At 47.4% G+C, this 19925-nt stretch carries 21 protein-coding genes and 1 tRNA gene; 7 read left to right on the forward strand and 15 right to left on the reverse strand.

Annotated elements, in window-relative coordinates; genetic code table 11:
• Positions 1 to 3 precede the first annotated feature (3 nt).
• Entirely contained in the window at positions 4 to 318 is a 315-nt protein-coding gene (locus OU421_RS00085; protein ID WP_268186539.1) for a hypothetical protein, read from the reverse strand.
• 129 nt (positions 319 to 447) lie between these two features.
• On the opposite strand from OU421_RS00085, the gene OU421_RS00090 reads away from it, so the two are divergent.
• A complete protein-coding gene (locus OU421_RS00090; protein WP_268186540.1) occupies positions 448 to 1359 on the forward strand; it encodes a presenilin family intramembrane aspartyl protease PSH in 912 nt (303 codons plus the stop codon).
• On the opposite strand, the gene OU421_RS00095 is transcribed toward OU421_RS00090, so the two are convergent.
• Positions 1310 to 2269, reverse strand: a complete 960-nt coding sequence (locus tag OU421_RS00095) for an NOG1 family protein (RefSeq protein ID WP_268186541.1) — start codon at positions 2267 to 2269, stop codon at positions 1310 to 1312. The genes OU421_RS00090 and OU421_RS00095 overlap by 50 nt on opposite strands.
• Positions 2270 to 2317: 48 nt before the next feature.
• On the opposite strand from OU421_RS00095, the gene OU421_RS00100 reads away from it, so the two are divergent.
• Both OU421_RS00100 and OU421_RS00105 read left to right on the forward strand, forming a co-directional pair.
• Positions 2318 to 3196 carry a CBS domain-containing protein gene (locus OU421_RS00100; protein ID WP_268186542.1) on the forward strand — a complete coding sequence of 293 codons (879 nt, stop codon included), beginning with the start codon at positions 2318 to 2320 and terminating at the stop codon, positions 3194 to 3196.
• A gap of 104 nt (positions 3197 to 3300) precedes the next feature.
• Entirely contained in the window at positions 3301 to 3552 is a 252-nt protein-coding gene (locus tag OU421_RS00105; RefSeq protein WP_268186543.1) for a PRC-barrel domain-containing protein, read from the forward strand.
• Here the strand turns inward: OU421_RS00105 and OU421_RS00110 are convergent.
• The 5 genes from OU421_RS00110 to OU421_RS00130 all read right to left on the reverse strand — a co-directional run bounded on the left by OU421_RS00110 (position 3541) and on the right by OU421_RS00130 (position 9095).
• Positions 3541 to 4254: a phosphoglycolate phosphatase gene (locus OU421_RS00110; RefSeq protein ID WP_268186544.1), complete on the reverse strand. Its 714-nt coding sequence runs from the start codon at positions 4252 to 4254 to the stop codon at positions 3541 to 3543. The two genes, OU421_RS00105 and OU421_RS00110, sit on opposite strands and share 12 nt — an antisense overlap.
• Positions 4255 to 4268: 14 nt before the next feature.
• Positions 4269 to 5243 carry a DNA repair and recombination protein RadA gene (gene radA / locus OU421_RS00115; RefSeq protein ID WP_268186545.1) on the reverse strand — a complete coding sequence of 325 codons (975 nt, stop codon included), beginning with the start codon at positions 5241 to 5243 and terminating at the stop codon, positions 4269 to 4271.
• Between the two features lie 88 nt (positions 5244 to 5331).
• On the reverse strand, positions 5332 to 6609 hold the full coding sequence (locus tag OU421_RS00120; protein ID WP_268186546.1) for a hypothetical protein: 1278 nt from the start codon (positions 6607 to 6609) through the stop codon (positions 5332 to 5334).
• 33 nt (positions 6610 to 6642) lie between these two features.
• On the reverse strand, positions 6643 to 7950 hold the full coding sequence (lysA, locus tag OU421_RS00125; protein WP_268186547.1) for a diaminopimelate decarboxylase: 1308 nt from the start codon (positions 7948 to 7950) through the stop codon (positions 6643 to 6645).
• Entirely contained in the window at positions 7947 to 9095 is a 1149-nt protein-coding gene (locus OU421_RS00130) for an LL-diaminopimelate aminotransferase (protein ID WP_326493528.1), read from the reverse strand. The genes lysA and OU421_RS00130 overlap by 4 nt, the downstream gene beginning before the upstream one ends.
• Before the next feature lie 111 nt (positions 9096 to 9206).
• Here OU421_RS00130 and fdhD point away from each other — a divergent pair, with 111 nt between their 5' ends.
• From fdhD to OU421_RS00145, 3 genes are read left to right on the forward strand one after another with little or no spacing between them, the layout of a single operon-like run.
• Positions 9207 to 9974 (forward strand): formate dehydrogenase accessory sulfurtransferase FdhD, encoded by a 768-nt coding sequence (fdhD, locus tag OU421_RS00135; protein WP_268186549.1) that lies wholly within the window; start codon positions 9207 to 9209, stop codon positions 9972 to 9974.
• Positions 9967 to 10449 carry a DUF1890 family protein gene (locus OU421_RS00140; RefSeq protein ID WP_268186550.1) on the forward strand — a complete coding sequence of 161 codons (483 nt, stop codon included), beginning with the start codon at positions 9967 to 9969 and terminating at the stop codon, positions 10447 to 10449. Before fdhD ends, OU421_RS00140 begins: the two co-directional genes overlap by 8 nt.
• Positions 10437 to 10724, forward strand: a complete 288-nt coding sequence (locus tag OU421_RS00145; protein WP_268186551.1) for a DUF1894 domain-containing protein — start codon at positions 10437 to 10439, stop codon at positions 10722 to 10724. Before OU421_RS00140 ends, OU421_RS00145 begins: the two co-directional genes overlap by 13 nt.
• On the opposite strand, the gene OU421_RS00150 is transcribed toward OU421_RS00145, so the two are convergent.
• From OU421_RS00150 to OU421_RS00180, 7 genes are all read right to left on the reverse strand, one after another.
• Positions 10714 to 13353, reverse strand: a complete 2640-nt coding sequence (locus OU421_RS00150) for a U32 family peptidase (protein WP_268186552.1) — start codon at positions 13351 to 13353, stop codon at positions 10714 to 10716. The genes OU421_RS00145 and OU421_RS00150 overlap by 11 nt on opposite strands.
• Positions 13354 to 13499: 146 nt before the next feature.
• Complete coding sequence (locus OU421_RS00155; RefSeq protein WP_268186553.1) at positions 13500 to 14333, reverse strand: hypothetical protein; 834 nt, start codon at positions 14331 to 14333, stop codon at positions 13500 to 13502.
• Entirely contained in the window at positions 14327 to 15175 is an 849-nt protein-coding gene (locus tag OU421_RS00160) for a polymer-forming cytoskeletal protein (protein WP_268186554.1), read from the reverse strand. Before OU421_RS00160 ends, OU421_RS00155 begins: the two co-directional genes overlap by 7 nt.
• A gap of 341 nt (positions 15176 to 15516) precedes the next feature.
• Positions 15517 to 16242, reverse strand: coding sequence for a 30S ribosomal protein S3ae (locus OU421_RS00165; RefSeq protein ID WP_326493508.1), 726 nt, complete (start codon positions 16240 to 16242; stop codon positions 15517 to 15519).
• Positions 16243 to 16312: 70 nt separating this feature from the next.
• A complete protein-coding gene (locus tag OU421_RS00170; RefSeq protein ID WP_268186555.1) occupies positions 16313 to 16540 on the reverse strand; it encodes a KEOPS complex subunit Pcc1 in 228 nt (75 codons plus the stop codon).
• Entirely contained in the window at positions 16537 to 17751 is a 1215-nt protein-coding gene (locus OU421_RS00175) for a DHH family phosphoesterase (RefSeq protein WP_268186556.1), read from the reverse strand. Before OU421_RS00175 ends, OU421_RS00170 begins: the two co-directional genes overlap by 4 nt.
• A 10-nt stretch (positions 17752 to 17761) precedes the next feature.
• Positions 17762 to 18220: a 30S ribosomal protein S15 gene (locus tag OU421_RS00180; protein WP_268186557.1), complete on the reverse strand. Its 459-nt coding sequence runs from the start codon at positions 18218 to 18220 to the stop codon at positions 17762 to 17764.
• 340 nt (positions 18221 to 18560) lie between these two features.
• Between OU421_RS00180 and OU421_RS00185 the strand changes: the two genes are divergently transcribed.
• Positions 18561 to 18631, forward strand: a tRNA-Gly gene (locus tag OU421_RS00185).
• A 108-nt stretch (positions 18632 to 18739) separates the two neighbouring features.
• On the opposite strand, the gene OU421_RS00190 is transcribed toward OU421_RS00185, so the two are convergent.
• Positions 18740 to 19822, reverse strand: coding sequence for a DMT family transporter (locus tag OU421_RS00190; RefSeq protein WP_268186558.1), 1083 nt, complete (start codon positions 19820 to 19822; stop codon positions 18740 to 18742).
• Positions 19823 to 19925 lie beyond the last annotated feature (103 nt).

Here is a 19925-nt window from a genome sequence, read left to right on the forward strand (position 1 = left end):
TTTCTAACGGTATACTCTGCGGGAGAGTTCACCGACAATCTGATGAACTTCTGAGATCATGGTATCGCATTTATTGCTCACCATGACATTGAGTTCATCCAGATTCATGCGCATAGTTCGTTCCCTCGCGATGACGTTTTGATCAAGGTTTCTGATCTTTGCCCCAAGAGAGAGAAACAGTCCCCCCAACGATGCCATCATCAGCGTTGCCGCCACTGCAAGTATCAGATCCTGCCATACACGCATGATCAGAACCAACGTTGAAATGATAAGGACAATCGCCAGTATGATATCGACAATGGATTCCTGAATATCCATAATATCTGATATCTGCAGGGCACTAATTAAATTACCTATATCGTTTTTGATAGCAATCGATCATCAACACAGGATAATTTTTCAGGTAAATACTCTTTTTAACCAATCAGGGCAAATATTGACGTATCAATGAATATGAGACAAATCGCTCCGTTCATCGGAATGGGTGTTCTGATGATTGCCGTACAAATGATCTCCATCTTCCTTACACCCCTGATGCTTGGCGCGGGCTATGAAGCATTCGAAGATCCAGAATCCGCGGCAAATCCCCTCTATTTTATAATAATCCTCCTCATATTCACAGGAGTTCTTCTCTGGCTCATCAGACGCGGAAAGGAATTTGTCATAAAGGCCATTATTGCATTTTCCATTCTCTTTATTTTTGGATATATCTACAGCGCGCTCTTTCTCTTTGCTCTGGGAGGCACCGTTATTGCATGGACACTCACAATCGTTGCCACAGTTGTATCCGGAGTGCTCCTTTATGCATACCCCGAATGGTATATCATTGATATATTGGGCGTTCTGATATGCGGGGGCGCTGCAGCGATATTCGGGATATCGCTTACCATAATGCCGGTACTAATTCTTCTGGTCATTCTTGCAGTTTACGATGCGATATCTGTATACCGCACAAAGCACATGGTTGATCTGGCTGAAAGCGTAATCAACATGAAAACGCCAATCCTGGTTGTGGTTCCAAAATCGCGCAATTATTCATATATCAAAGAAGGAGTCGGGATAAAAAAGAATAAGGAAGACAGAGGGGCATACATCATGGGCATGGGAGATCTCATCATGCCAAATATCCTCGTTGTTTCTTCCCTTGCATTTTTAACAGACACACCTGCCATATTCGGTATCACGCTACCAACCATTGGCGCAATGGCAGGCACAATCTGTGGCCTTGCAGCTCTGTTATGGTTCGTATCAGGGGGAAAACCTCAGGCAGGTCTTCCCCTCCTGAATGGCGGAGCGATCGCCGGATTTCTTATTCTGTGCACTCTGACAGGAAGCTGGGCCTGGATTCCCGGTATGTGAGGAGGAGATTCACAACTTCTTCAATCCCCTCACCGGTTGCCGTTGACATATTCTGGTATCCATCCAGTGATTTCAAATCGGACTTATTTACCACAACTTCAATTGGCACTTCAGCAATAACTCTCTGTATCTCTTCCAGGAGATTCAGCTGCTCATTAATCGGGTATCCACATGCTTCACTCGCATCAATAATAAACAAAATAACATTTGCGACATTGGTTATCGCAGACAGTGCCTGATGCTCAATATAATTGCGTTCATGAGCAGGCCGATCAAGAATTCCCGGCGTATCAACAATCTGAATCCGCTCTCTCCCTATTTCACAATGTCCAACTACAATCTGTTTTGTGGTGAATGCATATTCTGCCACTTCCGGATCTGCTGACGAGACATGCCGGATGAACGAAGACTTTCCGACATTCGGAAATCCTGCGACAACAATGGTAAACTCATCTCTGATATCCGGAAGTTTTCGGAGAGTATTACGTGCTTCATTGAGAAAATGAAGTTCATCATCAATCTGGTGGATAACAGAAGCTATGCGTGCGGTCCCCTGTTTGCGAACATCAGCCGAATGATCCGATTTACGAATCTTCCATGCATAATCATTCCCGATTATCATTACCTGATTAGCAGCCCACGATAACGCGCCAAGAGATCGCCGCATTCTGTCAATTCCAAAGAGAAGATCTGTCATCTCCTGATAGAATACCGGAAGATTCTCAATTGTGGGAAACCGTTTGACGGTATCAATTAGTTTATCGCTCAGTGATTTGGATATGGAACGGATAAATTCTTCATCAGCGCGTTTCTTATTCCTTTTTTCACGTTTATCAAGAGCAGGCCTGCGAAAAGCCCGGTCAAGCATTTCATCCGCAGTTAATATTGTCGGTATATTTTCATATTCCATCTATTGCACAACCCATTATTATTAGCAATTAAGAAGCAATTAATCAGTATGGAACTTTCACCGATTCAGAAGGATATTCTGATTACGTTAATTACGCTGTATCATGAGAGTTCTTCAGCAATAAAAGGTGAGGGGATTGCTGAAGTGCTCAAACGTAACCCTGGGACTGTCCGAAATCAGATGCAGGCATTGCGGGCACTGGGTCTTGTAGACGGTGTACCGGGACCAAAGGGCGGCTATACACCAACATCTCAGGCATACAGGGAACTGAATATTGATGACTATGCGAATGAATCCCTTGTTCCCATAAGAAAGGATGAAGAATTAGTGCCAAGTGTCAATGTATCCGAGATTGATTTCACCACTCTATGCCACCCTGACATCTGTCAGGCTGTTGTAAAGCTCATTGGAAGTGCAAAAAACTTCGATATCGGGGATTCAATTACCATCGGACCGTCTCCTGTAACAAAACTGCTGGTGCGCGGTGAAATATACGGAAAAGACGAAGTTTCACAGTCGCTTTTGATTACCATTACCGAAATGATTTCTCTACCAAAGAAACGGATTAAACACTATATGTCCTCACCTGTAATCAGTATCGATACCGGGTCCACATTTGCAGATGCATTTCGGATATTCTCGGAGGCAAAAATACATGGCGCGCCAGTTACTGCAAATGGGAAAGTCATAGGAATTGTAACTCTTACCGATATTGCGGGGGGAATTGCAAGGGGGAAATCACTAACAGATTCCATTACCGATGTTATGACACGGAATGTTGTCACAGCCTCACCAAATATAAATCTGTATGAAGTGATTGGAAGATTTAAAGAAGAAAATATCGGGAGACTGGTCATTATCAGAGATAACAAACCAGTAGGAATTCTCACGCAGTCAGATATAATCCATGTATTCCCATCTCTCTGAAAATGCATGGGAATCAACCACCATTGTTGGTTTAAACCTAAAAAGAAGGACAATACCGACGATTTGGAAGACTATATATACTTGAATACCCACTCTTTTTGTACATGAAACTGACATTTTCCCGGACACTCTCCAAAAAAAAAGTAATGAGTACTGATGGTGTTGTTATCGGAACAATACGGAATATCATGGTGGACTATAAATCAGGAGAAGTGACAGATCTTATTTTAAAGCCGGAATCCGGATTTGACACTTCAAGTTACCGAACAGAGGACGATAAATTGTTCATTCCGTTTGAAGCGGTAAAAGATATTAGGGATTATATCGTCGTTGATCGCTTCATGTCAAAAAAGTGAAGGAAACACATTTTGTACTGCGTCAACAAATCCTTCACCATATTTTTTTCCGGAAACATAATCTGCGGCCTGACATATATCGTCACTGCAGTTTTGCACAACTGCACCATACCCTGCTGCCTGAATCATCTCGATATCATTATGAGAATCCCCAACCGCCAGAAATTCATCAGGTTTTCTCCCAATTGCATCACAAATTTGTAAAAACGCAGTGCCTTTTGTTATCCCTTCTGTCTGCAGATGGATAGCAAATCCGGTATCCAGCACACGAACAGGAGTGCCTGACAACACCTCCCGGACAATATCCGGATCAACTGTGCGCGCAAACGCAACATCAGCGAAACGATATTCCGGACTATACAATTGCAGAACCTCCCCTCTTTCTTTGAAATACCCCTGCAGTACTGAAAATGCGTTTCTGCATGCCGTGATATCACCGATAATACATTCGTCACCGTCAAATCCAATCCGATATGTTCCGCCGTTTTCACAGATGACCGTTCCATCCGTCCCAATCATCTTTGCGAGAATGGTCATTGAACACAGGGTGTTGCCACTTGCAAGGATGACAGGAATCCCGGAATCCGTCAGTGTTCTGATACATTCAACTGCGACAGTGCTTATGCGCCTGCGTTTATCGGTCAGAGTTCCGTCAAGATCGGTAATAACTGCCGATATGGTATGAGAAAAAGAGGTATTCATATATTTAGTCAACTCTAGAGCGGTTTTAGCCCGGTTTCATCCACAAGGAATGCGGCTTCCCCATCAGGAAGACTCGGACTGTCAACTAATTTTGCAACACGTTTGCCGCCCTTGCTCTTCCGAAGGTATATTCTGAACTTTGATGCATGCCCAACGATATTCCCGCCTACCGGTTTTGTTGGATCTCCGAAAAATACAGCAGGGTTTGACTGTACCTGATTCGTAACAAGAACAACCGCATTATGCTCTTCTGCGAGCTTTGCAAGATCATACATGTGCTTGTTGAGCTTCTGCTGCCGAACCGAAAGCGTTCCACGACCAGAATACTCCGCACGGAAATGTGCAGTGAGGGAATCGACAATAAAAAGCCTGACAGGATGTTCGGTCTCACGAAGTTCACCTGCAAGCTCCCGTGCACTGTCGACGAGGAGCATCTGGTGATCAGAGGTGTATCCTTTTGCTACATGAATGCGTTCCAGAAACGTCTCTACCGGAGGAATGTCTATTTCAAGTTCAAGACCGTTTACCATCTGTTCAATTCGTTCCGGACGGAATGTATTTTCCGTATCGATGTAAACACAGGAACCATCCAGACCGCCATATTCTTCCGGAAGCTGCGCATTAACTGCCATCTGATGTGAGATCTGACTCTTTCCGGAACCAAATTCACCGTAGAATTCAGTGATTGACTTGGTTTCAATACCGCCCCCCATCAGTTCATCAAAATCCGGAACAAGCATTTTGAGTTTGCGGACTTCTTTTCGTTCCTCAAGAACAGCAGTACCGGTCTTAAATCCGCCAATATCAGCCATTTTCCGCGCTTCGCGGATCATCTTTTTTGCTGTTGACTCACCAATTTCTGCGGCTTCCGCAAGATCGGCGTAGGATGCCGTTGCGATGCCTTCTACTGTTGTGTATCCGCCATCCCTGAGCTTATCAGCTGTTGTTGGTCCAACACCGGGAATATCTTCAATTTCTTGTTCTGCCATATTCAGTACCTCTCAATTGTATTTCTACAGATAAACAATTTTTCTGATATAATAAGAAGGCAAGCCGTGCGGAGGGTGAAAGTAATCCTCACCCCACAATTGATCGGATACGCTCTTCCACCAAATCTCTTGACCGGGTTAACACCGAATATGTGGATACGGAAAGTCTGTCTCCGGTCTGTACCCCTTCTACAACATATTCCATGCCGGGCGGCAGCTCCGCATCAATACAAAGACATTCGTGTCCATCATCAATACATCGCCCTTTCGAAGTCTGAATAACCATTCCGGAGATGCGAACGATTTCACTCACGGGTTCCGAATCACAGACAAGAAGACATCCCCAACTGGCATGAATTTCCACTCTGCCATTTCGGTCATACTTACAGGACGCATTATACAAGGAAATATGCTCTCCTTCGGGGGGGGAATTTCTCGCATTATCCCCCCAGAGTACCAGATGGATAGTTCCGCTGTCGTTCCTCAATTCAGCATTCCGTACCCATGATTGTGTTCCCTTTCGGGTTGTAAACTCGCGTACGCTCTTTATGGCATGAATTGTCCCGGAAACAGATACCACGGTATCCGGCTGTAGATCAGACACCGGTGAAAATAGCGGCGAATACCTGACATCCGATGTTTCAACCGATGCATGGAACCCGGCTGTGTACTCCCTTCCTGCACTACGGGTATTTCTGCGTAATCCGGATATGGATATGCCCTGTCCGGGAGCAAAGCCTTCCAGCAAATCAGGATTCCAGAACACGAGGACCGCAATTCCGGTATCATCGGCAATAGCAACATCAACCCGTTTCCCCTCACTTCCGTCACGGCGCGTAAATGTGCTGGTCTCCCCAATTGTCACAATTGTGCCCTCGAGAGTATCTCCATTGGGGGAATTTCCTGAAAATCCCTCGGAATCATTTCGGGTTGGAATATCGCAGACCGTTTTTTGCAGATCAATTACCCGTACATCACGTCCGGATTCACGTTTCCCAACAACCTCGATAACCTCGCCAATATCGATCTCATCAACGACAGAAACACGCTCATCCCAGAACAGAAGAGACACTTCACCACTGTCATCTCCAACCTCGACACGTCTTACGGCACCGGGTGACCCATCATCACGGGTGAACAGCCTGGCATCACCTTTGTGAAGAACTTTTGCAAAAAAATGAACAAACGTAGAATTTTCCGGCAGGCGCCCAATTTTCTGATGTTTCCTTCCGGCACGTCGCAGTACAATCATCGCGGAGGTGCGTTCATCAAAGACATTCCCTGAATCTTCACAAACCTCCTCGACCAGTGCCTGAAATGTTTCAAATGGAAACAGGTCGTCAACTAGGGAATAATATGCCCGCATATGTATCAAAAAATAGGTAGCCCGATGGCTTAATCACTTCTGCCACGGCAGATCTTTCATTGTCTGTTTTATATCGATGATTGATTCGCGACGGCGCATCAGCCCTTCCTGTGAACCATTCACCATTACCTCCGCACACCGGGGACGGCTGTTGTACTGTGATGACATCGAGAAACCATATGCTCCGGTATCGAGTACTGCAATCAGGTCTCCTGATTCAACCGCCGGAAGAAGTCTGTCATGTGCGAGAATGTCACCCGTTTCACAGATAGGGCCTGTGACAGTCATAACATCCCTCTTTGCATCATCTGCATAATCGGGGCCGGTCTTGTTTGCAACAACCACTTCATGGTATGAGTCATACATCGCAGGGCGTGCAAGCAGGTTAAACCCGGCATCGACATTCACAAACTTCTTGTGAGACTGCTTGACTGAATTCACCCGTGTCAGAAGAACAGTAGAATCCGCCATCAGGAATCTCCCGGGCTCAACCCAGAATTCAGGTTTGATTCCAATCGAATTGATGCCATCCAGAAACACCGGCATCACCGCATCCGCGTATTCTGCCGGAGTCGGCACAGGATCGGTATCATGATGATACGGGATACCCAGACCGCCGCCAACATCCATAAAACGTAACTTCACACCAATATCCGTTATTTCACTGGCTACCGAGATGAGAACTTCCGCTTCCTTAGCGAATGGTGCAACCTCGAGAATCTGTGACCCGATATGGCAGTGGATACCAACCGGCAGAATATTCTCGGCATCCATTGCCGCCTGGTACGCAGACACGATCTCCCCTGCGTGGATACCAAATTTACTCGTGGCAAGCCCTGTTGCAATCTTGGGGTGTGTAGGAACCTCCATTGCAGGGTTTACCCGGAAAGAAACCTCTGCTGTTACCCCGGCATCCTGGGCAATCGCACTGAGCTGCCGGAGTTCATCCACCGAATCCAGAGATACACGGATCTTCTTTTCAAGAGCAAGGGAAAGATCCTCCGTCGTTTTTGAACTTCCGTTGTAAAGCAGATAATCCGGATTCATCCCGGCGGCAAGGGCCAGATGGAGTTCCCCGGCAGAGAATATATCAGCACCGGCACCAAGAGAGGCAAATATTTTCATGACAGCGAGATTTCCGTTTGCCTTTGCCGCATACAGAACCTGCACTTTGTCGTAATAGCCTTTCAGCGCGTCATAATAGGACTGATAATTATCCCGGATACGCTGCTCATCGGTCACATATAATGGAGTCCCGTACTTCTCTGCAAGAACATTGGTGTCATGCTCGCCGATATAGAGATGGCCATCTTTTTCTGAAATGTGAGGGGGATAATTCATGCAAACACTCCCCGCATTCTCTCCAGTGCTTCCTCAATTCTTTCAACAGACCGGGTAATGGCAAATCTCACATATCCTTCGCCGGCATCTCCAAATCCGATGCCCGGAGTAACAACAATGCCTGCCTCGTTGAGCATTTTCGCTGCAAAGTCCATCGAATCATCAACCTTAAGCCAGACGTAGAATGTCGCCTTTGGTGATGTCACTTCAAACCCTAACTCGCGCAGACCCGAAACCAGAACATCCCGCCGTTCCTTATACACCGCACACGACTCCTCAACACATTCCTGTGAAGAAGTCAGTGCGGTTATTCCTGCCATCTGAATTGCATCAAATGCACCGGAATCAACGTTGGTCTTAACCCGCCCGAGTCCTGCGATGATATCTGCAGACCCTGCTGCCATACCAATGCGCCATCCGGTCATATTGTATGTTTTTGAGAGGGAATGCATCTCAACGCCGACATCCATTGCCCCGCGAACTTCAAGGAATGATGGTGCCCGGTAACCATCGAATGCAATTTCAGAGTATGCATTGTCATGCACAATAATGACATCATGCTCTTGTGCAAATTCAACGGCTTCCTCAAAGAATGAGAGGGGGGCAATCGCTCCGGTCGGATTGTTTGGATAATTCAAAAACATCAGTTTGCTTTTTGCACAGACATCTGAGGGAATTGCGCTGAAATCCGGAAGAAATCCATTCTCTTCCAAGAGAGGCATATTCCAGGTTTTTCCTTCTGCAAAAAGCGTTGAAGTCTGGTATACAGGATAGCCGGGGGAAGGCACCAATACATAATCACCAGGGTTTACAAATGCCTCGGGAATATGTGCGATACCTTCCTTTGAACCAATGAGCGCCAGCACTTCGGTTTTTGGATCCAGTTCAATGGCAAACCGATTCCTGTACCATTCTGCTACGGCCTCACGGAATGCAAGCATGCCGGTATAATCAGGGTAATGGTGAGTCGCGGGATTACGCGCTGCTTCCACAAGTGCATCTATAATATGGGACGGAGTCGCAAGATCAGGATCACCTACTCCCAGATCAATCACGTCAACACCCTGCGCCCTCTTTTCGGCCTTCATTGCATCGATCCGCGCAAAAAGATACGGCGGAAGATGCTCCAGACGCTGTGCATACATCATGCACTCATATAAGGAAACACAGCAATATAAGAGCACTCATAGCAACCAATAGAATCTATATAATTAATTGCAGGAGATAACTGATGTTCACCACAGGCAGGGTTTCAAATGTTCACTGACACATACCCCGGAATCCGGGTTGAGGATGGTATACCCCGGAAAATTACTGATGAGGTCATACGGGAAGACCGGTTTTCCCTCTACCTAAACAATGTCCACATCATGGATCAAATCGCGAGCAACGATATGGTGAGAGAACTCGGAGCAGGATTTTTTATCTGTGAAGGGCTTTGTGATACTGTCGAGTCGGTGAAAGTGGAAGGTACTGACATATGGGTGGAAGCCGATGCGAGAGAAGATGTAACCCTTGAGATGCGCACAGGAGGGGGACATGGAATTCATCAGAGCAAACCCGGAACCATCGCATCATCTCTCACGATTCCACCCGAAGAAGTGTATGCAGCCACAGCTCAAATCATGTCGGACACCTGGCAAAAAACAGGAGGAGTGCACTGTTCTGTTCTCCTAAAAGATGGAACTGTTGTCGCAAAAAGCTGTGATATCGGGCGTCATAATACCGTGGACAAGGTTGTCGGAGCAGCTGAATTGGAACGAACAGACCGTTCCCTCTGTTACATCGGCTGCACGGGAAGACAACCTTCAGGGATGGTAGGAAAAGTGGCAAATGCTGGAATACCAATACTCATCTCACGGGCAGCTCCGACAAATAAAGGAATTGACCTCGCAGAGAAAACAGGAATTACCCTTATTAATTTTTCACGCGAACGAAGGTTCACAATATTTGCACACCCGGAGCGAATTTCGGGGATCAATGATAAACTTACGGACAAACCGGACGGTAACACACATGAGTGAGAAGAACATTATTCAGAAAAAACCGGATTCAGCATTACTCCTGCTCGGATGCCCACAGGTTCCCATACAGACGAGTGCAGCACTGTACTTAAGCGGAATGCTTCGCAGAAACAATGTTGACGTAACAATTGCAGGAACAAAATCAGCACGGGCATTGGTCGAAATGGCAGATATCGATGCACAATACACCGGAAAACTGCAGGATATTGATCGCATCATTGACCATATGTCAGACGGTGACTTCGATGCAGACGTTTCGTTTGTTTTTGTCCATAATGAGGCAGGAGTGGCATATGCAGCTACTGTGCAGGCAATCTCATCCGGAAACGTGATCGCAGTCGTCTTCGGGAGTGAAACACAGGCACGGACAAGTGAACTGGATGAGATTGGATGTCCGGCAGTCACCGCCCAGGGAAGCCACAATCCCCTGCCGCTGAAAAGAAAAATTGATGGGGTATTATCATGGGATGCATAGAAAAACTGAATTATGAGGTCATAGATAAACACATCTCGTTTAAAGAGGGCGCCACGTATGTTTCCAAAAATTGTTCGGAAATCTATGAAGTCGAACCAGGATTCAAACTATTTGATAAAGTAATTATCGGAATACCTCCCATCCGAATAGGAATCGATGGCGATGTCATTACATTTCCATTCACAAAACCCTGCTATGGAACCTTCCTCCTCCGTGTCAGTGATGCCGAAGAAGCGGATATGCTGCGAAGAAAAGCAAAAATGATCAAACACTAAAGATCTTCTTCTCTTTTTCAATGACTCCTTTCAGGAAATGCCCGGTGGTAATACCTCCGGATGCAATCTGTTGGATCTCATCCTTCAGCGCCTGAATATCCTTATCATTCATACCGGTTCCGGCAGACAATAATTCAAACGCGGACATATATGCACGCACGACGGCATGTGCATACCTGCCGTTTCTGATACGACAATCAATGGCAACAGATCGGATACCTGCGTCCAGAAGTGAATGCAGATGGTCAATCATGCAGGTTTCACGGGAATTCCAGATATGAGTCCGGCATTCGCGATCTATAGTTGCCGGGAAAACATGCCCTTTGGCATCTTTCAGCCCAAACCAATTCCCCGTACCTGCAAGCCCCCTGCATCCGGGACACGTTCCCGCTGCTGTTGCAATAACACAGTCTTCACTCACGACAAGTTCAGCAGAGCCGTGAATGATACATTCAGGAATTGTTCCGGTTCTCTCATCCGAAAGCAGTTCGGATACCAGTACCTGTATTGACGAAAGAGAGAGTTCCGGAGAAAGAGTCACAGAGACACAGTCACGGCCACATATGGCGGCAGAATGGCTGTTGAATATATTCAGCCCGGTTCCCCCGTATATTGAGATGGCAGAATCGACTCCTCTGAGCGCAGCAAGAGCACCGATATTTTCAACCATTACTCCCCGTACACCTGATTTTTGCAGGGATGGAAGAATACAGCATGCAGCATCCAGAAAATGCTGCCGTGTGATGCGTGGCCATTTCCAGATGATATCAGCACCATATTCTGCACAAAGGGCTGATGCTGCGGAAATTTCTGACATCAGCCAGTCTTTGGTTTCGGCAGCATTCCATACCCTGCCATCCCCCGGTCTTCCCTGTGGTTCAAAGTAAATCTTCCTGCACCCACCTTCCAGCGCCCCCCGCACCGTATCACAGTCAGAAGCATACACTGAAATTTCGACATCATGGAGCGGAAGATGGGAGGGAGATGTGGTGCCCGATTCTCGTGCAGCATTGCAGACAGATCCATCTGGAATGGCATTAAATTCGATTTTTCCGGGTACAAACGAACGGACAATGGCCTCCTCAAGCGCACCAAAAAATTCACGTCTGAATCGGGTAATTTCACCTATCGGCGCAAATAATCCGCCGGAGTAGTCCGATGAAAAGGACTCGATGAAATAGGGCGTATCCCCTGTCCGGGAGAGCAGATCGGTAACCGTTTCTGCGGCAACAGGGCGATTCTTTGCCAATGAAAAGGCAAAATCTGCCTTAAATGTTACAGATATCTCTCCGGTTCTGAGAAATGCCGTTCCATTCATGACAGGCACGTTATCTTCCATTTTCAGACTGAGGTGAATCGGAACCATCCGGGACCCTTTGTTCCTGATGAGTTCATCTGCAGCTAAGGCATCCCTCCCGGATTTTGTGAGATAGACGGCGTCCCCGGAACGCACATGCATGGGAACATGCACCTGACATTTTCGGTTGCGGATATCAGGCGTCTTTCTGAGAACAGTTCCCCCCGAAAATCCGTCCCCGTTACCGGAAAACGAGAGTCCATCTCCCACAACAGGAGAATATACCCCGTTCAGAGATATTTCAGCCAGTTTCTTCCGGGGATTGTATGAGGAGACCGTCCCGATATGCACACCCCTGTTTCCCGGTGCTTCCGGCCCCATCACGGTCCCGCTCTTTTTGTCCAGCAGATACCCCCCGGTAAATTCACGGTTAAATGCTGCATTTAATGTCAGGATGTCAGCCTCTGTCGGAACAAACGCTCCTGACTTCGCTTCATCAAGTGCCTTCCGGTAGACAGAGACAACAGTCGCAACATATTCAGGAGATTTCATGCGCCCTTCGATTTTGAGGGATACCGCCGGGGATTTGATGATCTCAGAGATATGGGGGTATACGCAGAGATCCCGTGGAGAGAGAAGATACTGTTTCTTAACAGCAGTAAGAGTGTTCGGTGCCGGAAGTCCCCAAACATCTGCAGCACCGCAAAGTAAAGTATATTCCCTGCGGCATGGCTGGGCACAGGATCCTCGGTTCCCGCTTCTGCCTCCTATCAGCGATGAAAGAAGGCATTGTCCGGAATAGGCATAGCAGAGTGCACCGTGGACGAACACTTCCGGTGCAGGATACCGGTCGTCCGAACCGGCATAAAGTGCTGAAATTTCCTGAATGGTAAGTTCGCGGGGAAGGACTACACGGGAACAACCCAGTGCATGCACCCATCCAAGGCCCTCTTTTGAGAGTATGGTCATCTGCGTTGATGCATGCAGAACCAGAGCAGGAATATGGGTATGAAGAATATCTGCGAGCCCCACATCCTGCACAATCACTGCATCGACACCCTGTTCATACAGCCAGTATGCATACTGTACCGCGCCCTGCAGTTCAGCGTCTGAAAGCAGAATGTTCAGTGTTACATATACCCTGACACCACGCGTGTGGCAATATCGAAGCGCCCATTCCATCTCGGATTTGCCGAAATTGACTGCATTCCGTCGGGCCCCATACAGGTCCCCCCCCAGATAAACCGCATCGGCCCCCGCTGAAACCGCAGCGATCAACGCATCCGGGGAACCGGCTGGTGCAAGAAGTTCAGGTACCTCAGTAGAATGCATGACATGCCTCAGATATATCAATATCATTGACGCCGGAGGGGCATAAACCATTCATACATGCCACCCGATAGGCCACATGACGAACCCGGTGCCACCCCCCCCAGATGAGCGACCGAAGACCGATACAAAAAAAAGAATTTTGGAAATCAGACTGATGTGACACAGACCCATCTGTCGTAAATCGGGTCGCGTTTATTTTCGATTATGTCACATGACCGCCCTTCCGCGAGACACCAGTTCTCAACGCGGCGGATTTCCGGTTCTGTTGCTGTGGAAATAAGTGTTTTTTCAGATAAACAGAGGAGCTCTGCAACGATATTTTCCCACATGTCCGCATTAAATGCCGTGATATCCCCAAGCATGCACCCCACACCATACCCGACCGGAGAGATATAATCTCCTGCACGTGTGGCATCGATATGCATCACCTGATGCGCAGACAGACGTTCGCTTTGCAACCCAAGAGCAATAAGGGCCGGGTCGTTGTCATACGCACAAGGCCGTCCGCCACACTCAGCGATAGCTTCAGAGACCACACCAGACCCACAGCAGCAGTCAATGCATACTTCATCATTGAGTGAACCCCATATTTCCCCGATGAGGGAGGCAACCATCTCCTTTCTTTCCGGACGGGTATCTTCCGTTGCCGGTGGAACCTCAGACAGCAGTTTCAGGCTGAAGTATTCCCGGAGGCTGTCTACATACCGGGATGCGTCCTCCTGATATATATCCCCGCCAACCTCTTCAAATTTGGAGAGAACTGCACGTGATGGAGACCTGAATACAAAACTGCCTGCAACCCAGACGTCATCCGTTTTCAGCGCGAGTCCGATGGGATATTCATTCTCATCGATTAACAGGCGTGCTTCTTCTGCCGAAAGAGAAAGGAGTTCTTCCGTGTAATAATCTTCAGTTGTCTCCGCGAACACCGGTTCAATACACTGAATCCCGGTCACCTCAAAAATTTGATCAATCAGCATTTTTCTCTCACAATCCGAACACCCAATGGTGCCTTAATCGTTCCATCCAGACGTGCTTCTTCATTTAGTGTCAGATTCGAGCACTGGACATCTCCCAGGACATGCACTCCCTCACAGATGACAACATTTCCGGCTGAATAGATATTGCCATGAATGTCGTTGTTTGGAGCAAGCGTAATGTCCCCTTCTGCACGAAGACTTCCAAAGATCGTATTTCCGGTATCAACAGTCACCGAACCTGCCCTGATATTACCATGAAGACGGCAGTCTGCACCAATTGTCATCGACTTTGGAACAGCAAATGTCTCCATGTCGAGAACTGAATTTGAAGGGATCATCAGGGGCATTTCTGCTGCTTCATGCTCATCATATCCAAAAAGTTTCTGCATAATCTCGGATATTTCTTCTTCCTTTTCAATTCCAAGGAGAGTTACGAGATATAATACGATATACGTCAGAACAGGAAGCGGGTTTCTGATTGAGATCCATCCCTTTGCCTCAAAACCCTTCTCAATCTGGACATTATCCCCGATATCCAGATCGCCGTTTACTATCAGACGCCCCCTGATTTTGACCCCTTCACCAAGATATGCATCCTCTGTGGCATACACATCCCCCTGCACTTCACAGAAATTGTCAATTCGTACATCCCCTCCGGCACGGATGTCACCATTTATGGTACTGAATTCGCACACAACAATTTCGTTGCCTTCGAGACCATAGTCTATTTTGCACCGGTCCCCAATGACAATAATCCTGTCCGTTTTCAGTGTATGTTCCTGGAGTTCAGTATTATCCGGAAGGATACATTGTTCAAACCAATCCTGTCCACCTTTCTCCATCCTGTTCCCGCCTTCTGAAGAAACTTACTCATCGTATCCATATGAGTCTTCTTAATCATCTCTGTGAAAAGAGTCACAGATGAATCATCATTCCCACCGGCATGAAATCACGGTGATGATAAAAAGAGCATGTGGAAGCAACGAAAATTCTGGATATATATTCATAAATACCATCTACCGATTATCTCGCAGAATCAGGTATCAGGATTGATACGTGCATTCCATAGTTCAGCAGACACACACATAGTGTTCAGTACAATTATCTGTGTTTCACGTGCCGTGAAGGCGGCAATGACGTGAATAAAACGTGACCCCGGATCCCTCCGGAAAAAAAGGGAGACTTAGTTCTCTTCTTCCTGCACATCTTCTGCAGGAACTTCAGAATCAGCTGTGGTCTCCTCTTCGGTAACCTGCTCAGTTTCAGCTACCGGTTCAGCTTCTGCTACCGGTTCTTCCACCACTACACGGGCTTTACCGGTTGCCTTCTCTTCACCTTTTGATTTGATGATCTCAACACGGCGTGTCGGATAAATCTTCTTTACAATCTTGAATATCTCACGTGAGAGTTCTCCAAGGACCATGTCACGAACGAACTGTTCGTAGGTCATGGAAGATGACTTTGCAATGAGATACTGGGTGATTGTTGACCGGATTGCCTTTGCCTGGCTCATGTCTGCACGGGAAATGGTGAAACATGATGCGGTCACACGGATCTTCCGTCCTTCTTTCGTGGTCAGCATTACCAGTGAATCAATACGTGATGTCCGGCGCTTGACCATTGCACGAAGGTAGTCCTTTGTCACTTCGTGTCCGACGAATTCTGTGTATGCAGAGTCGCCGCCGACATTGGTGACCTTGAAATTCATCTTAACGTTCTGCTTGGAATAGTCAGAGGTCATCTCACCGAGTGTGGTTCTCATAACTCTGCCGACAACCTTCTGTGCGTCACCTGCAATGGTTTCACCAAGATATGCACGGTCGAAATACTCGGGTGCGTATACCTTGTACCAGCTCTTTGCTTTCCAGCCTTCTACTCTTCGTCCAACTTGTTTTTTTCGTCTTGCCATGTAATTCTCTCCTCAATTTTATATTATTAAGAGGAACGCAGATGCTCCCTCTCTGTTCATGCAGATACGTCTAATGTGAGACGTACGTGCACATCTCCTCCGCTATTGCAAGATTCATAAGATAATCATCTACCGATGCAACGAGCGAGCGTAACCGGTCTGTCCGGATATCAGTTCTGACCATACCATCCGTTGCAGTTGTCTTCATATTCGTTAGATTGTCAGATGACAGGGCCTCCGCCACACATTCAGCGTCTGCATGTGGTGTGCACACACTGCCTTCAATACGCATCGTCATGCACACGCCTCCTGAAACCCGGATATGAAGCATTCCATCTTATCACGGGGAATCTTTGCGCCCCCGCGGGAATGATGTCCACCTCCGCTGCCGCCACATTCTCCTGCCAGCACCGACAGAATCGCGGCAAGGTCTTTTTCAACACCCTGGGGACAGCGTGCAGAAACAGAATACCATTCATCGAAGGGTGCCATCACGGCAACAGGGTGATTCATCAGTCCGTCAAATGAAAATGCATCCGCAACGCCGCTAACCGCATCTGCATCAGCAATTTCATAGACAAACGGATTTTCATTCACTGGATGTGCATTCCGTGCCGCATCAATTACTCTGAGGCGATACGCACGTGCCATCTCCCAGGCATCATCAAGATGTTCATGGGAGCGAAGACACAAGGCTGCGCCAAGAATACCCCGTCCGGATTTTCCACATCCGTCGAGAATACCTGCCATTGAGTGTGCGTCCTTCACGGATCCACGCTCAAGATGCCAGGTATCACCCCAGAGTGAGGTCATCGAACGGGCATTGTGATATGGAGATATCTTCAGAATAACGTCTGACAGGAGGCGACCCATGTCAACTTCATTGCGGACAGTGCATGAATCAATCAGGGACCGGACAGTCTCATCCTCGCCTGCGATACCATACGACATGGGATGCAGGGCAGTGTACAGTTTTTCGTGAAGATCACGCCCGAAAAGAGGTATCCCCTTTCCGGGAGTGATGAAACTATTTGCCATCCCTTCATTCACAATATCCTGATTATGTCCCTGAATCGTCTGATGGTCTCCAATCATTCCGATGAGTGCCAGACCCGCCAGATCACGATTATCCCCGATGTGTTGTGCCACAGTATATGCAGCACCCGAGGCAGAGAGTTCAGATTCCCCATCTATGCCTTCCAGACGGGGGTTTACATGAAATTCTCCCTCAAACCGGGGTACATGATGGTCGATGACCATGACATCATCAGAAAGATCAGAGATGCCGGAACCAAAATCACACAGAACAGTGGCGTTTCCGCTGCTGATATCATCGGGACAGATGCGTGGGAGGATACGCAGCCGTACCTGGATCTCCTCACGGATGAGGGCATGAACCATTATGGATGCGGCTGCAATCCCGTCAGCATCATGGTGCCCGTAAATCTCGACATATTCCTTCTCACGAAGGTTTTCTGCGAGATGAGCAGCAGCGGATTCGATAGACATATTCCTTAAATTATCTTGAAAGCAGGAATTCTGCGGTATCGGGTTTGTATGTCCATCCTGCCGGCATTTTTCCGTTCTTCACGTAGTATTTGCCAAGTCTGCGTACTTTTGCTTCAGTGAGCTGAAGCTGACGCTTGTTGTGGACATCTTTTTTATTCTCACTCAGATGCTTGCGCATCCCAAGCGCTTTGATAATAAGATTGCGAAGATCTTCAGGGATCTCAGATGCAACACCGTTTTCTGCAAGAATCTCTTCGACTCTCTTGCCGGTTGCAAGTTTTACGGATGGAACGCCATGTTTATCACGAAGGATAAGGCCAATTTCCGCAGAAGACTTTCCGGTCTTCCTGAGTTCCACAATAATTTTCACAATCTCTGCGCTGTCTGTATTTGACCACTCCGGTGCTTCGGAGCGGTACGGACGTACTGAGCCAGATGTGCCCCGCCGCCGTGCATGCATTCGTGCCACTTGTTCACCACCTTGGTTAATTTCATTTCGGAAAGACAATGATTGCCAAACCGAAACAGATACGATATATTTGATAGGTAAAGTCCTCAAAAAAGTCAAAACTGACTTCTCTGTAATCCCAAAGCCGCATATGCGGCCATGCCAAAGGGCACGTCGGACTTACCGTAGTCAGCACAACCATAACGGTTCTGTGCTCCATTAATATTAGCCGTACAGATATTAAGGGTATCGCACGAGAGACAGACTCCAGAGAAAACCATACCTGCGGAAATTCATCCAAAGAAAACGAAGATTTATCTGGGAAGGAAATCTAACAAAACCCTGCACAGAACGAAACTGAGCGACTGTAGTCTAGTGGTATGACAGTGGCTTCCCAAGCCTCTATCTCGGGTTCGAATCCCGGCAGTCGCACTCCGGGACATAAAGTCCGATTTTTTTGTATCACACTCAGAGAGAAACACCATTGTTCATCTGGAATAATCGGGATATACACGGTCTGATTTATACACGTCTATCCCTTCACTTATGCGAATGCCTGTGATGGATGTCCGGCTTATGCGGATGTTCATGGATCAACTCTTCATGCTGGTGTGGATGACAGTGTTCACCTGATGATGACAGCGATGGCTCAAATCCCATATGAATATGATCGTGATGCAGGTCATCATGATCATGACGATGTTCATGAAATATCGCCGGATGAGTGTGCATATGAGAATGATGTTCCGTCATCAGGAGGTAGGCACCGACACCCATCACCGGCAGCGCAATATAGAATTCCGGGGAAAGGGGATCGGGGAAAACCAGCAACGATATCAACACGCCAAAGAACGGTGAAACAGCCAAAATCGCACCTGCACGTGCCGTACCAATTCCCCTGAGTGCCCAGAAGAAGAACACACTGGTAATCCCTCCGTAACTAAAGAACCCAACAACCATTGTAATGATTGCAAGAGAGGGGGAGGGCATTGTTTCACCGAGAATAAACGCAATCAATGCCATTACAATGCCTGCAATGGCCCCTTTTATGGCAACAATCGGAACCGGGTCCTTTGCCGCAACATTACGTGAGATATTGTTGTCAAGCGCCCAGCATGTACATGCCAGAAGGATACCCAGTGCGGCTATGGAAATACCCCATGCGGCCGATGGGTCATAGGACAAAATAACACATGATGCCGTAATCAGCCCGAGTGCAGTATAGATCCGTCTGCCGACTGCTTCATGAAAAAACAGTACTGCAATAATGGTCGTTGCCACCGGTTCAAAGTTCAACAGGAGAGAGGCCGTCGCTGACGGGGTGTACTGCAGTGACACCATGAGTATCATCGGTGCGAGTATCCCACCAAAAAGAACAATTCCTATAACAGAAGGAATGTCAGAACGCGTCACAGCTGCTTCTATAGAATGGCGGTCTCCCCCCAACAGCCGATCAAGCCACAGGTAGGCTACGAGCCCAAACCCACTCCCTAGATAAAACAGTGCACCAAGAGTGACAGGAGATATTTCTGTAAGAAGTATCTTTGCAGCAGGTGCTGACGAGCCAAAAAGCGCCGCTGCAAGCAGGGCATATATCACCGGAAGCCTGTTTTTCGCAATCATTTAACAGTTCATACAGGTATGTTCCTGCCTGCCAAAAATGCTTCATTTCCGATCAGGAGAAACCGTGGCGAAATTCACACAGGAAAAATAGGTGGTTTCGATG

This window comes from Methanogenium organophilum (genome assembly GCF_026684035.1).
Taxonomy (GTDB): Archaea; Halobacteriota; Methanomicrobia; order Methanomicrobiales; family Methanomicrobiaceae; genus Methanogenium; species Methanogenium organophilum.

Bases quoted from the DNA above. Each gene is read 5' to 3' on its own strand.
- OU421_RS00100 (WP_268186542.1), top strand. From the start codon at position 2,318: ATGGAACTTTCACCGATTCAGAAGGATATTCTGATTACGTTAATTACG.
- OU421_RS00105 (WP_268186543.1), top strand. From the start codon at position 3,301: ATGAAACTGACATTTTCCCGGACACTCTCCAAAAAAAAAGTAATGAGT.
- OU421_RS00140 (WP_268186550.1), top strand. From the start codon at position 9,967: ATGAGTGAGAAGAACATTATTCAGAAAAAACCGGATTCAGCATTACTC.
- OU421_RS00095 (WP_268186541.1), bottom strand. From the start codon at position 2,269: ATGGAATATGAAAATATACCGACAATATTAACTGCGGATGAAATGCTT.
- OU421_RS00160 (WP_268186554.1), bottom strand. From the start codon at position 15,175: ATGGAGAAAGGTGGACAGGATTGGTTTGAACAATGTATCCTTCCGGAT.
- lysA (WP_268186547.1), bottom strand. From the start codon at position 7,950: ATGAATTATCCCCCTCACATTTCAGAAAAAGATGGCCATCTCTATATC.
- radA (WP_268186545.1), bottom strand. From the start codon at position 5,243: ATGGCAGAACAAGAAATTGAAGATATTCCCGGTGTTGGACCAACAACA.
- OU421_RS00190 (WP_268186558.1), bottom strand. From the start codon at position 19,822: ATGATTGCGAAAAACAGGCTTCCGGTGATATATGCCCTGCTTGCAGCG.
- OU421_RS00120 (WP_268186546.1), bottom strand. From the start codon at position 6,609: ATGCGGGCATATTATTCCCTAGTTGACGACCTGTTTCCATTTGAAACA.
- OU421_RS00150 (WP_268186552.1), bottom strand. From the start codon at position 13,353: ATGCATTCTACTGAGGTACCTGAACTTCTTGCACCAGCCGGTTCCCCG.
- fdhD (WP_268186549.1), top strand. From the start codon at position 9,207: ATGTTCACTGACACATACCCCGGAATCCGGGTTGAGGATGGTATACCC.
- OU421_RS00110 (WP_268186544.1), bottom strand. From the start codon at position 4,254: ATGAATACCTCTTTTTCTCATACCATATCGGCAGTTATTACCGATCTT.
- OU421_RS00145 (WP_268186551.1), top strand. From the start codon at position 10,437: ATGGGATGCATAGAAAAACTGAATTATGAGGTCATAGATAAACACATC.
- OU421_RS00085 (WP_268186539.1), bottom strand. From the start codon at position 318: ATGGATATTCAGGAATCCATTGTCGATATCATACTGGCGATTGTCCTT.
- OU421_RS00170 (WP_268186555.1), bottom strand. From the start codon at position 16,540: ATGACGATGCGTATTGAAGGCAGTGTGTGCACACCACATGCAGACGCT.
- OU421_RS00090 (WP_268186540.1), top strand. From the start codon at position 448: ATGAATATGAGACAAATCGCTCCGTTCATCGGAATGGGTGTTCTGATG.
- OU421_RS00130 (WP_326493528.1), bottom strand. From the start codon at position 9,095: ATGTATGCACAGCGTCTGGAGCATCTTCCGCCGTATCTTTTTGCGCGG.
- OU421_RS00155 (WP_268186553.1), bottom strand. From the start codon at position 14,333: ATGCTGATTGATCAAATTTTTGAGGTGACCGGGATTCAGTGTATTGAA.
- OU421_RS00175 (WP_268186556.1), bottom strand. From the start codon at position 17,751: ATGTCTATCGAATCCGCTGCTGCTCATCTCGCAGAAAACCTTCGTGAG.
- OU421_RS00165 (WP_326493508.1), bottom strand. From the start codon at position 16,242: ATGGCAAGACGAAAAAAACAAGTTGGACGAAGAGTAGAAGGCTGGAAA.